Origin of the sequence: Geoglobus acetivorans, assembly GCF_000789255.1 — an archaeon.
In the GTDB taxonomy this organism is placed as follows: domain Archaea; phylum Halobacteriota; class Archaeoglobi; order Archaeoglobales; family Archaeoglobaceae; genus Geoglobus; species Geoglobus acetivorans_B.
In genome coordinates, this window is sequence record NZ_CP009552.1 from 792,202 (window position 1) to 804,717 (window position 12,516).

Genomic DNA, 12,516 nt, shown 5'->3' on the forward strand with positions numbered 1-12,516 from the left:
TTATTCGATATAAATGGCCGGCTTGCCCGGCATTGAAACCTTCCTCTTCTGCTCGGGAACCTTCGAAATGTCGAACTCCACAGTGAGTCCGGTTTCACGTTCGATGAAACTTTTCGCATTTTTCACGATTCTTTCTTCGTCGAGGTTTGCAAGCTCAAAGCCCTCCCTGAATATCCTTTTCAAAAAGGCCTGAACTTCCTTTGCCATCGTCCTGAGCCTTTCATCTTTCATCAGCTCCTTCATCGCATCTTTCATGCTTCCAGCGTTCTGTGCGGTCTCAACAGCTTTCTTCTTCCACTCTTCGGCAAAAACGATGTAAACCCTTTCCGGATTTTCAATGAATTTTTTAACCTCGTTGATGTCGTCGATGAGAGATTTGAGGTACTCTTCAGCAATTTCAGCTCCGTCATCAACTTTTGTTTCGTCATATTCTGGATAGCTCTCAAGCGAAATGAACGTATCGTGCTTCCAGTGCCATATTTCCTCACAGAGGTGTGGTATGAAAGGCGTGAGCAGCTTTAGCCAGTCGTCAAAGATTATGGCCAGATTTTCCCCACCCCTTCTAAGGTACCATCTGACGATGTTCATCGCCTCAAAGAAGGCGGTGTTTATGGCCCTTCTTGTCTGTAATGCATCCATTGCCTCTCTGGTCTCCCTGATTATTTTCTGGAACTTGCTGACGAGCCACCTGTCAAGCTCTGTAATTTCACCCGGCTCTTTGAGGTAGTATTTTTCTGCAAGACTGTAAAACCTCCTCAGGTGGACTGAGACGTTCTCAACTTCCTTTCTCTTCCAGTCTGCATCACTCTCATACTCTGAAGCGTGGAGGATGTAGAGTCTCGTAACATCCGCACCAAATTCCCTGACAGCCCTTTTCAGGGTCAGCAGGGGGCCTTTGCTCTTGCTCATCTTCCTGCCCTCAAGACTGACAAATCCGTTTACGGCTATCGCTCTTGGCCAGTAATCTTTCGGGAAGAGTGCTATGTGATGGAAGAGGAAGAAGAGCAGATGGTTGGCCACAAGGTCCTTACCGCTGCTTCTGAGATCGACGGGATACCAGTAATCGAATTCAGCCCTCAGCTTCTCGAGGAAACCGACATCAAGACCTGTTTTTTCAGCCACCTCCTCAGCATCCCCTTTTCCGAGGAAAACGTAGTCGAAAAACTCTGGAATGAGATTCTCAGCCTTCAGAGTTCCGTCATTAATATACCTGGCTATTATGTAATATGCCATGTACACTGTCGAATCTGAAAGGCTTTCGATGAGCCATTCCCTGTCCCATGGAATCTTCGTTCCGAGACCCTTTCTTCTCGCACAGGCCTTGTCTTTAAGCCATTCAATTTTATTTCTGAATTCTTCTTTGTAGTAATCCGGGATTATGGCCATTTCTTCAAGCCATTCAAGAACCCTCTCCTTCCATTCCGGGTTGGAATAGTTCAGGAACCACTGATCCCTCACAACCTTCACAACACACTTGGTCCCGCATCTGCAGATGACGGGTTTTTCACTGAACTCAAAGAAAACATCCCCGTTGCCCGAATTTACCAGGTCTTCATGAACCCTGTCCTTTGCGATGGAGACTTTGAGCCCGGCATACCTGCCAGTGTTTTCGAGCATCACGCCCTTGTGGAATTCCTTCTTGTAAACGGTCTTCGTGGCCTTTTCCAAGAGTTCCGCATCATTCTGGCTTTCAACGCCAAGTTCCTCAACAACATCCTTTGCGGGAATTTCGAAGTCCTCACCATCAATTTCTATTAACACGATGGGTCTGATATCCTTCAGAATATCCTTCGAAATTCCGTATTTTTCAAGAAGATCGCTTTTTTCGAGGTCCTTAAGCGCAACATAGTCAAATGGAGCGTGAGCAGGAACGCTCATGACAACTCCGGTGGCGTTATCGGGATCAACAAATTCGGCAGGAAGCACCGGGACCTCGGTACCGGTAACGGGGTTTACGGCATATTTTCCAAAGAGCTTGGAAGCTTCAATATCCTCCAGAAATCTAACGTCCTTGTCAGTGAACCTGAGTTTCTCATAAGCCTCCCTGCTCACAACCCACTTTTCGCCGTTAACCTCCACCACAGCGTACGTGGATGGCTTGAGCCAGAGGTTTGTAACCCCAAACACCGTCTCAGGCCTCAGGGTTGCGGCCGGCAGAATAAGATCACCAATCCTGAACTTTATTACCGTGAATTCGACAATTGTGGCATCCTCTCCGGCCAGGAGGTCATGATCCTCAACCGGGTTGTCGTCATTGGGACAGTACCTCACCGGGTGCGACCCCTTCACAATGAGCCCCTTCTCCTTCAGCTTCCAGTACTGCCACTCTATGAATTTCTGATAGGTTTCATCCATTGTCGTGAACTTTCTCCTCCAGTCTATTGAATATCCAATGATCTTCAGCGCCTTCTCTGCCTCTTTCGAGAAATATTCAACGATTTTTTCGGGGGTTGTTAGCTGAACAAGTTCCTCAAAAGGAACATCATGATACTTGGTGTAAACTTCAACCGTCCTCTCGTTCCTTTTCGCTATAAGCTCCGCCAGACCGATTATAGGTGTGCCGGTTACATGAAAGCCCATCGGAAAGAGGACATTGTATCCCAGCATCCTCTTGTATCTCGCAACGGCATCACCTATGGTGAATGTTCTCGTATGCCCGGCATGCAAATTTCCATTGAGGTAAGGATACGGAATGGTTATGAAGAACTTTCTCCTATCAGACATTTCGGGCTGAAACGCCCTTCCTTCCTCCCACGCTCTCTGCCATTTCTCCTCAATCCCGTGAAAGTCCATGTCCAAAAAATGATTCCTGATTAAAAATATTTACCCATTTTATCATAGAAAGGCGGTGAGATCAAATAAAGAAGATTCAAAACGAAGAGAACATACACTGCAGGGGTGTAAAAAACGGACAGGACCAGAATTATGGCCGTCATCGACAGCAGGGCGGTGTTCCGAACCTTCTTGTAGATTATGTTGCTTATCATGAAAAACGAAAGGATGATGCTGAAAAAGCCTGCAGTAAACTCTCCAAAAATGATGGCTGAGGTTATCACCGCCAGAGAGGATGAGGTTATTGGGAACCCTGTGAAGTCTTCAGTGTCCTCGGCCGTGAACCTTGCGAGCCTGTACATTCCAGCAAGCAGATACGGCAGCGAGAAATAGGGTATGAAAAACGCCGTTGCAAGTCCAAACGATACGAAATCAGCCAGCGAATCGACAAACTTGCCGTACTTACCCGAATAACCTTTTCTTGCGAAGTACCCATCAAAACCGTCCATAAGTGCGGCGATGAATATGAAACGCATGTCATTGAGGATTATCGCAAGAAAGCCAGCAACGACATTCGAAAAGGAAAAATAGTCTGCAAAGTCAAGATGGCGCTTCATTCCATCACCGCCACAGTCTGACCCGCCTTTATCTTCTGTCCCTTTTCCACCACAAACCTGAAGCCTTCGGGAATCTCCAGAGCCACTCTTGAGCCAAATACGATCATGCCAAGCTTCTGGCCCTTTTCGATGGCATCACCTTCACCAACATAGCACAATATCCTTCTCGCAAACACACCGGCTATCTGTTCCACTGTAAAAACGCCCTCATCACTTGAAATTACTATTCTGTTCATTTCATTCTCTGACACTTTTAAAAAAGCTGGTTTAAACCTTCCCGGCCTGTATTCGATTTTTTTCACAACTCCATCCCATGGTGAGAGGTTGACATGGCTGTCGAAAAGACTCATGAAAATCTCAATTCTCCTGCCATCAATGACCACAACCCTCCCATCTGCAGGTGAAACCACACCCTCCTGAATCTCTCTATCCGGGTCTCTGAAAAAGAAAAGCGTGAACGCTATGAAAAAAAGTGGAGCTGCAGCAAGGTAGGGGTTCAGCAGATAGCACAGAGGAGTGATGAGAAGCAGTGCTGCAACTACTCTCTTTCCTGCCGGCTCCATGCTCTCACGACCTCGTCCTTGAGATTGAAAATCATGTCCGCAAATTCTGGAAGGAATCTGAATACTGTTAGCGAGATAACAATTAAAGCTATTGTTGCGAGAACCTTGGATATTATGTGGTGTGCAATGTAAAAACTCTCCGGCCCAAACCATTCTCCACCAAATGCCGCAACTATGAAGACGTTTCTGAGAAGGTTGAGAACATATATTACAGGAACTGAAGCCATGAATGCGTATAGCCTTCGTTTCAGTTCGGCACTTGTGGATATTGCAATGCCTGCAAAAAGCGCCATGCTCTCGATACCGGTGCACGCCAGAATTATTTCAACATATTTGCCCATGTACTCGATGAGGTTGTAGCCAAATGGTGTGAATTCAAACCCCAGATTTCGGGCAAGCCAGACCGTCGTGTCCCGGGTATGCTCTATCAGGATCGCTTTGAGGGGTGTCAGAGAGAAAGAAAAGTAAACGAAGGACGATATGAGCGCCACGGATGTTGCAGAAAGGAAAACCTCAAGCCGATCGGTTCTGAAGATCGTCAGACCGAGAAACGTGAAAGTCAGAAATGCAAGAACCATAACGCCGGTGTTGAAGTAGTCCGAGATCTCGAGGTAGTGGGGGACTTTAAAGAGCCAGGAAAGCCCGAAGAAATGCCATCCAAGAAAACCCATTAGCCTGTTTCTCGTAAAAATGAATATTGCCATGAATGCCAGCGACAGGAATTCAAACATAACCGGGAAAATTTATTTACTGAATTTAAGTCATTCGGATGTGGACCTTCACATACACAGCATATACTCGGATGGCACCGCAGGCATCGATGAGATTGCGCGGAAAGCAAAGGAAAGGAATTTAAAGATAATCGCCATTGTCGACCACTCCGTGGAGCATCCGAAGGGATTGAATGAAAGAAAAGCAAGAAAAAGGAAGGTCGAGATAGAACAGGCAGAATCAAAATACGGAATCAGAATTCTTGACGGAATAGAATGTGGCATTCTGGAAGACGGAAAGATAATCCTGCCAAAACACGATTTTGAGCTTGTAATAGCGTCAATCCACACGATTTTACCTCAAAAGGAGATGTACAGGAGACTGAAGAGAGCTGTAGAAGAACATGATTTCCACATCCTCGGCCATCTTCACTCCAGCATATTCTCTCTTGATGGAAGAGTTGAGGAATACGATCTTGAGATACTTGATCTGCTGGAAGAGACGGGAAAAGCCCTTGAACTGAATTCACACCACAGCGCACCACCCGAGGAAACTCTGAAACTCTGCCTCGGCAGAAATATCACATACTCTTTCGGAAGTGATGCCCACACGGTCTCGAGAGTTGGAGACATTAACCGCGCGAAAAGGATGGCAAAGATTTTTCTGAAAAATGGCAGATTTATTCTGGATGAGATGCATAACATTGACGGTTGATGCAATAATACCATACGGCAATGGAATAGTGCTTGTAAAAAGAAAAAACGAACCATTCAAGGGCTGCTATGCTCTACCTGGTGGGATCGTGGAATACGGAGAAAGCGTTGAGAATGCGGTAATCAGAGAGGTAAAGGAGGAGACCGGCCTTGACGTTGTAATTGAAAAACTCGTGGGCGTGTATTCCAATCCGCAGAGGGACCCGAGGGGGCACTTTGTCAGCATCTGTTTTCTGGCCAGGGTCGTGGGAGGTGTGTTGAAAGCAGGAAGCGATGCGAGAGAGGTAAAGATATTTAAATTGAATGAACTTCCTGAACTTGCATTTGACCATTCAAAAATGATTGGTGATGCTGAGGTGATGATCAGTGGAATTCTGTCCGAAATGTAAAAGCATAATGATATATCAGGGAGACAAGGCAGTTTGCAGAAAATGTGGCTATGAGAAGGAAGCAGATGACAGCATTAACCTCGTTACGGTTGCGAAAAGGAAGGAGGACGAGATACCGGTTATAGAAGGAGAGAACGTCAAAACCCTGCCAACAACAAATGCAATATGTCCTGCGTGCGGACATAGAGAAGCTTACTGGTGGCTTAGACAGCTGAGAGCAGCAGATGAAAGCGAAGTGAGGTTTTTCAGGTGTACAAAATGCGGAAAAACCTGGAGGGAGTACGACTGACTACTGGCTGAACCCTCCAGATATTATTACCTTCATTGCGTCCTCGACGCTCATGTCCAGATAGATAAGTTCCTCTTCGGGAACGAGTATCACAAAACCCGAGGTCGGATTTGGAGACGTTGGAACAAATACATTCACGAGCTTTTTTCCCGTGTTCTCGCAGGCCTGAGATATCTTCGTTCCGGAAGTGAATCCGAGAGCATACATCCCCTTCCTCGGATATTCCACAAGTACCACGCCCTTCAGCCTCTCTATGTCTGACTGCAATAGCGTTCTGAGTGCCTCCTTTGTTCCAACGTAGATCGTTCTGATAAGGGGGATCTTCTTTATCCAGCCTTCAAACACATCAATCGCTCTCTGGCCAAAGGTCCTCGTACCGACGAAACCGAGGCCAAGGATCACCAAGGCGAGAATGATGAGACTCATCCCCGGAAAGTAATAGGGGCTTTTTGACGCAAAAGGCTTCAGAAAATCCTCGACAAAGCCAACCGCCCAGTAGATTATCAGAAAAGTTGCTGCCAGAGGAAGAAATATCACAACACCGGTTATGAACATCCTCTTCAACCTTTCCATAGCCCCATACATTCTGGATAGTGTATAACTTTTCCGCAGTCGTTCTCAGATTATTACAATTATAATCAGTACCACTACGTTATTATATGGCATGCCGTGATGATAAAGCCAGATAAATTCAATTCCATGATTATAATGAAAATTATAATTTCAGAAAAATATAAATATTTTATACTATCATGATTATTCTGGAGGTGAAAAGATATGGAAAAGAAGGTCGAGAGAAGGGAGAAGGAAGTTGAGGAAGTGTTCAAGGGGATGAAGCTGCACTTCCTGACATGAAGCGAGAATGTTTTTAAAAGTGCTTGAATATTCGGCCAAACCCCGAAATATTATATTTCCCATTCCTATTATACCTGTTATTGTTGGCCTGTACGCCAGCCAAGGTGTGATTTCAGAAATATTAAAGCCTATACTGCTGACATTCATGCTCTATCCAGCAATAAATCTTTGGAACCATATAAACGATGCCGAAGATGATGCTATTTCTGGCCGAGACACCCCATTCACAATTGAACCAATAAGGAAGTATACTGTGTTCTCCATTCTCGCACTATATATCCTATCCCTTGCTTTCGTGTACATTAATGCGAAGATACATGGGTTGATTGCATACATGCTTGTTTTAACAATGACGTTCATCTATTCTGACACAATGATCACCAAACTCAGACTGAAACGCCATTACATTGGCGAAATTATCGTATATATGATCACAATACCTGCATACATTCTAATGCTCTACTCAGTTACATCCTCCTTAACAATCGACGCCATTAAACTTGCAACAGTGCTGACACCATTACTTATCTCCTCCCTATTCATCAAGGACCTTAAAGATATCTCGTCTGACAAAAAGGTCGGACTGAAAACTCTTGGAACAGTATTCAGTCCGGAGTCACTCGTTAAAACATACTCATTTTTGCTTCTGGTATATTTCATAATTGGTACTTTTGTTTTCAAAGAAGAGATGTCTATCTTACCCTTCATACCAGTAATTGGGGTAATCTATGGCATCTATAAGTTTCATCGCAGCGGGTGGAGAATTGCGAGAGATACGGTGAAATATTTCACAATGATTACTTACTCTGGCTTGCTTTCTCTGGTTCTGATAATTGCGTATCTGGCAGGCAAAACGCTGCTACTCCTTTAACTCAACCATGAGCGAAGTTCCAGAGCTGAAATAGCATATTCCTCCATCAATCTCGGAAAGAAACTTTTTCGAATTGTAATCCTTAATCATTTTGGCAGATGACGCAGATGTAAAAATTAATAGCCAATCTCCTTTACAGGTGTCGCACAAGAAATCATACATCCTATATGTATCTCCTCTGTAAGCAAGGAGTGTCGTTGAATCCACAAAGAAAATCCTGAAACAGGCATTATTGCCAACAATACTGTCAAAAAACACAAATTCCTCTGGTGATTCCACAAAAATTTCTCCAAGAATTAAACCACTATCTTCAAAAACATCCAAATCTAGAAAATATGGATAAAAGTTTAGAGGATATCCTGTCAACCCAATAACGGATGTTCCAAACGTTTTTCTACTGATCAAGGCAAGTCCATATGGAGATATGCCTGAAAAATTGCCCCCTTCCACTCTTTCAATAAATTCTTCTTGAGTTATTTCAAACCCCAGTTTCTCCCTTATATAATCCTTAACCGGCATCCCGTTTATCTCCCCAATCACGTTGCCTTCCTTAATCACCCTAACCTCGTCCTTCAGGGCGAAGAAACTGCTGAGTATCTTCCTGGTTTCTTCAACACTGTTGCCTCTCTCCGGAAATATGTCCTTGAAGTGAAGTTCCGCATCCTTTATGGCGAGAACGAGAACATTCTGCCCAATGGGCCTGAAGTTATACAGAATCAGCGGCGTTTCTTCGTGAACCTCAAGGGGTACGAGATTGATCGAGCCCACAGGGATGCCAGATTTGCCAAGGATTCTCAGCACCTTGTTTACGGGTATGAACAGCCTCTCTTTCTGAACCCAGTTCGAGTAGGCCTTCAAAATCCTTCTCTTTCTACCCTCATCCTTGCATCTCCTGTATCTGAACCAGTAAAGCCGGTCCCTCAGAAAACCCTTGAACAGAGCCATCTTTCCGGGGAAGTAAAGGGCGGGATAGATTGCAAGGGCAACGTCATGGCCTTTAATTTTACCGGCAATTTTTTCAAGCTCCTTTTCCAGGTTTCCCCTGCCCGTAACATAGATGTCGTGGTCAATTTCAAGCAGAACAATGGCAATCCCATGCATGAATATGCCCTCATTCGTCCCGAAACCATCCACGAAGAAAATAATGCTGTTGAAAACCAGCAGTTTTTTCAGAAAATCTATCAGCTCGTTCCTGTTTTCAAACAGAGACTGAGTGATAATCACCACACTGAGATTCGGGCTAAAATCGACTTTTTTGAGCTTGTGCTCGATATCCGCAATTATTGATTTCACGTCCTTTGAGGATGAGGACAGTACGCTATATTTCATTCAGTAAAATTGGTTTTAGAGAGTTTATTACTCTTTTGGCTTCGATTTCAAGTCTGTACTCGGCTATGGGCAGAAACAAAATGCTCAGAACCAGAGTTCTGGTTACAGGAAGAAGAAGAATTTTTATATTACCGACTTTTATTGAAACGTCCTCAAGTTTACGGTTAAAGATGTAATCGAGAAGAGATTTGATGTGTTTCTCGAGGAAGTAAAGATGAATCAGCACAGCCCGTTCATCCTTGATTTCGGCATAGATAGGGGTGCCATCCACCCTGTAAAGAATGACACCCTTCACTGAGGGGTCGTTTGACAGCTCTTTTATCAGCTTACTTACTCTCTGACTCATAGATCCTCAGCACCCTTTCTATGAGAGACTTTGTTACAGGCACATTTCTGTCAATCATGAACCTGAGCCGCTCTCTAAGGCTATCATCGACCCTTGAATCCTTAATAGTCGCTTCAACATCTTCAGCACCCCTGTATTCATCGATGTCGCTTTCAACCACAATGCCAAGTCCGGGGAATATCCTGTAGGGAAACACGCCATCGGCATGCCAGGATGCACGGTGTTTTATGACCTGTATTGTCCTGCTGAAAGCCTCGCCGTATCCAATATTCTTGAGATACACCGCAGAATCTCCAAGGAAAATGGGCAGGGCCACATCGGGCTTGCTGAGTGTTGATGTGAAAGGCTCTTCGACGGTTACTATGGACGTTCCGCTTGCCCTGAGCTGATCAAAGAACCAGTTAATGTCCTTCCTGACTGTAAAATCCAGCGATGAGATGAGCGGAGTGAACGAATCAATAACAATCCTGGCATTACCATCCGAATTGTTCTCTATATAACCTATAATATCTTCGTTGAGATATGAAATCGAGTCGGCATGACTTCTGGTAACGAGCAGTGTACCATCCTCGATGGCCTTCACCAGCTCATACCATCCAAGAGACTCAGCCAGAACCATGATGGCCTTCCCATCCATATCAAAAGAAACGTAAATCCCTTTCTCACCATTTTCGATACCTTTAAGCAGAAACTGAAGGGAAAATATGGTTTTTCCAGTTCCGGATGCGCCTACCACAATATTTACAGTGTTGGGTCTGTAGCCACCTCCGATTATGGTATCGAAACCTATAATCCCCGTCTTTATCCTCATTATAACAAGAAGAAGGCATATTCCTATTTAAATTTTTGGTAGCCCATGACTGCAGAGCAGGGAGTAAACACGCATCAGAATTGAAAAGCAAGCTCAAAATTCCAGAGCGAGACCGTAGCTTGGAATTTGAGCCTACATCGAGGTGGGGTGATTTTAGGGATTATAGCGGGGCGTGGATTTGAACCACGGATCTGCGGGTTATGAGCCCGCCGGGATTACCTGACTACCCCACCCCGCTTCACAGTCTCTACCTCAGGTGCTGTATTTAATACTTATGGCCAAAAAGACATAAATAATCCGGATTTTACATTCAGTCGTGCAATCCAATTTCAGGGGCAGTTTACTTGGCCTCGCAATAGGTGATGCTCTTGGCATGCCTGTCGAAGGCATGACTTACGAGGAAATCAAACAGAGATTTGGCGAGATCAGGGACTTCATGCCGTCTGAGGACGGGTTATCAGAAGGCGAGTGGACGGACGATACCGCCCAGGCATTGATTCTTGCAGAATCACTTTTGGAAACCGTGTACTTCTCTCCGGAAAATTTTGCGGAAAAACTGGCAGGGCTGAGCATAAGCCACAGATTCGGACCCACATCTTCACAGGCGATCCGCCTGCTGAGGCAGGGGTATTCCTGGAGAGAGAGCGGAATAAACTCTGACACAAACGGTTCAGCCATGCGAGTTGCGCCCATTGGCCTTCTGTACAATCACAACTATAACCTCGTAGAGGATTATGCTGTTATTGCCTCGTCGATAACGCACAAAGGCTCCGCGGCAATTGCAGGATGTGTTGCCGTTGCCATCGGGGTTGCCTGTGCCGCAAATGAAGACGAAGAACTGGTAAGCGAGGTGGTCAGAAGAGCAGAGAAATACGACACGCTTGTTGCTGAAAAGATAGAATATGCATACCAGATACGAAAATCAGGACTGGAAAAGGCAATAAAAGAGCTGGGAAATTCAATCATGGCATTTGAATCGATACCCTTCGCATTTTACTGCTTCTTTTCATCTAAAAATTTCGAGCAGGCAGTTATACGGGCCGTAAATGCTGGAGGCGATGCCGACACTGTTGCTGCGATTTCAGGTACGCTGAAGGGGGCTGAAACAGGTATAGAGGGCATACCAGAAAGACTAAGAAAAATAAAGGATTATGATATCATCTTAGACATCGCAGACAGACTTTACGAAGCACATCTGAAGATTACGAGGGTCGGTTAGCTTTTCATCATTTTAATGTACTCGAAGGCTGAATTTGCCGCAATTGCCCCTTCAGCACATGCGGTTACCACCTGCTTCAGAGGGTTCTCTGTGCAGTCACCTGCTGCATAGACCCCATCCACATTTGTTCTCTGCTTCCTATCCACTCTGATGTATCCGGCCGAGTCCCGTTCCACTCCCAGATCCATTACGATGTCAGTTGCTGGCCTGATACCCACCGCAATGAAGATGCCATCAACCTCAACAACCTGCTCCTCCCCGGTAGCTCTGTTGAGCAAAACAACCTTCTCTACCTTCTCACCCCCCTCAATTCTTTCGACTACGCTGTTCCAGATTACTGGGATCTCCCGTTTGAAAAACTCTTCCTGCAAAGCTCTATCAGCCCTCAGTTCGTCCCTTCTATGCACGAGCGTTACATCACATCCCGTTTCTTTAAGGTAAATCGCATCGGTCAGGGCAGTGTTCCCACCACCAACAACGAGAACCTTCTTCCCCCTGAAGAAGTGGCCGTCACAAGTTGCACAGTAACTCACTCCCCTGCCCACAAACTCCCTCTCTCCGGGAACTCCGAGTTCCTTATGTTTTCCACCCGTAGCGATGATGATGGCCCGGGCATAATATGTTCCGCCATCGGCAACAACCTCGAATTTTCCGTTCGCTTTTCTCACCCTTTCCACGTTCTCAAATTTGTGCACCGCTCCGAATTTAAGTGCCTGGTTCTTCATCCTCTCAAGAAGCTCAAATCCGCTTCCCTCGTACCCGGGATAGTTTTCAATCCAGGGTGTTAAGGAAAGCTGGGAAACAGGGTCCACGCTTTCGAAAAAAGCAGTCTTCAGACCGTATCTCGCCGAATATATGGCCGCAGTCAGCCCTGCGGGTCCTGCACCGATAATTATCACATCATATTCGCTGACATCCTCTACTTTCCCCATCAGATCCGAGCTTAGCATGACCTGCATTATGTTCACCTCCTTCCAGTCTGAAAGTATTGCAGTAAAATAAACTTTTTCAGGTTTTAGCCTCCCTGTCCA

15 protein-coding genes and 1 tRNA gene are annotated in these 12,516 nt (G+C 45.3%); 5 read left to right on the forward strand and 11 right to left on the reverse strand.

Annotated features, from left to right (window positions below; genetic code table 11):
* From leuS to artA, 4 genes are read right to left on the reverse strand one after another with little or no spacing between them, the layout of a single operon-like run.
* Entirely contained in the window at positions 1-2,793 is a 2,793-nt protein-coding gene (leuS, locus tag GACE_RS04660) for a leucine--tRNA ligase (RefSeq protein ID WP_048091587.1), read from the reverse strand.
* Positions 2,794-2,813: 20 nt separating this feature from the next.
* On the reverse strand, positions 2,814-3,389 hold the full coding sequence (locus tag GACE_RS04665; RefSeq protein ID WP_048091589.1) for a CDP-alcohol phosphatidyltransferase family protein: 576 nt from the start codon (positions 3,387-3,389) through the stop codon (positions 2,814-2,816).
* The gene (locus GACE_RS04670) at positions 3,386-3,952 is read right to left on the reverse strand and encodes a phosphatidylserine decarboxylase (protein ID WP_048091590.1); all 567 of its coding nucleotides are present in this window, start codon (positions 3,950-3,952) and stop codon (positions 3,386-3,388) included. Before GACE_RS04670 ends, GACE_RS04665 begins: the two co-directional genes overlap by 4 nt.
* Positions 3,928-4,683, reverse strand: a complete 756-nt coding sequence (gene artA / locus GACE_RS04675; protein ID WP_048091591.1) for an archaeosortase A — start codon at positions 4,681-4,683, stop codon at positions 3,928-3,930. Before artA ends, GACE_RS04670 begins: the two co-directional genes overlap by 25 nt.
* Before the next feature lie 40 nt (positions 4,684-4,723).
* On the opposite strand from artA, the gene GACE_RS04680 reads away from it, so the two are divergent.
* From GACE_RS04680 to GACE_RS04690, 3 genes are read left to right on the forward strand one after another with little or no spacing between them, the layout of a single operon-like run.
* Entirely contained in the window at positions 4,724-5,377 is a 654-nt protein-coding gene (locus GACE_RS04680; RefSeq protein ID WP_048091592.1) for a PHP domain-containing protein, read from the forward strand.
* Positions 5,352-5,765 (forward strand): NUDIX domain-containing protein, encoded by a 414-nt coding sequence (locus tag GACE_RS04685; RefSeq protein ID WP_048091594.1) that lies wholly within the window; start codon positions 5,352-5,354, stop codon positions 5,763-5,765. Before GACE_RS04680 ends, GACE_RS04685 begins: the two co-directional genes overlap by 26 nt.
* Entirely contained in the window at positions 5,743-6,054 is a 312-nt protein-coding gene (locus GACE_RS04690; protein WP_048091595.1) for a transcription factor S, read from the forward strand. The genes GACE_RS04685 and GACE_RS04690 overlap by 23 nt, the downstream gene beginning before the upstream one ends.
* Here GACE_RS04690 and GACE_RS04695 read toward each other — a convergent pair whose 3' ends face one another.
* The gene (locus GACE_RS04695; RefSeq protein WP_048091596.1) at positions 6,055-6,627 is read right to left on the reverse strand and encodes a DUF502 domain-containing protein; all 573 of its coding nucleotides are present in this window, start codon (positions 6,625-6,627) and stop codon (positions 6,055-6,057) included.
* Positions 6,628-6,810: 183 nt separating this feature from the next.
* Positions 6,811-7,056 carry a hypothetical protein gene (locus tag GACE_RS11895; RefSeq protein ID WP_318249326.1) on the reverse strand — a complete coding sequence of 82 codons (246 nt, stop codon included), beginning with the start codon at positions 7,054-7,056 and terminating at the stop codon, positions 6,811-6,813.
* Between GACE_RS11895 and GACE_RS04700 the strand changes: the two genes are divergently transcribed.
* Positions 7,016-7,780, forward strand: coding sequence for a UbiA family prenyltransferase (locus GACE_RS04700; RefSeq protein ID WP_318249314.1), 765 nt, complete (start codon positions 7,016-7,018; stop codon positions 7,778-7,780). The two genes, GACE_RS11895 and GACE_RS04700, sit on opposite strands and share 41 nt — an antisense overlap.
* Here the strand turns inward: GACE_RS04700 and GACE_RS04705 are convergent.
* The 4 genes from GACE_RS04705 to GACE_RS04720 form a co-directional block, all read right to left on the reverse strand.
* Positions 7,769-9,109 (reverse strand): hypothetical protein, encoded by a 1,341-nt coding sequence (locus GACE_RS04705; RefSeq protein WP_048091598.1) that lies wholly within the window; start codon positions 9,107-9,109, stop codon positions 7,769-7,771. The two genes, GACE_RS04700 and GACE_RS04705, sit on opposite strands and share 12 nt — an antisense overlap.
* On the reverse strand, positions 9,099-9,455 hold the full coding sequence (locus GACE_RS04710) for a hypothetical protein (RefSeq protein WP_048091599.1): 357 nt from the start codon (positions 9,453-9,455) through the stop codon (positions 9,099-9,101). The genes GACE_RS04705 and GACE_RS04710 overlap by 11 nt, the downstream gene beginning before the upstream one ends.
* Positions 9,436-10,266 carry an RAD55 family ATPase gene (locus tag GACE_RS04715; RefSeq protein ID WP_048091601.1) on the reverse strand — a complete coding sequence of 277 codons (831 nt, stop codon included), beginning with the start codon at positions 10,264-10,266 and terminating at the stop codon, positions 9,436-9,438. Before GACE_RS04715 ends, GACE_RS04710 begins: the two co-directional genes overlap by 20 nt.
* 163 nt (positions 10,267-10,429) lie before the next feature.
* A tRNA-Met gene (locus GACE_RS04720) sits at positions 10,430-10,504 on the reverse strand.
* 78 nt (positions 10,505-10,582) lie between these two features.
* Between GACE_RS04720 and GACE_RS04725 the strand changes: the two genes are divergently transcribed.
* On the forward strand, positions 10,583-11,485 hold the full coding sequence (locus GACE_RS04725) for an ADP-ribosylglycohydrolase family protein (protein ID WP_048091603.1): 903 nt from the start codon (positions 10,583-10,585) through the stop codon (positions 11,483-11,485).
* Here the strand turns inward: GACE_RS04725 and trxB are convergent.
* A complete protein-coding gene (gene trxB / locus GACE_RS04730) occupies positions 11,482-12,444 on the reverse strand; it encodes a thioredoxin-disulfide reductase (protein ID WP_048093666.1) in 963 nt (320 codons plus the stop codon). The genes GACE_RS04725 and trxB overlap by 4 nt on opposite strands.
* Between the last annotated feature and the right edge of the window lie 72 nt (positions 12,445-12,516).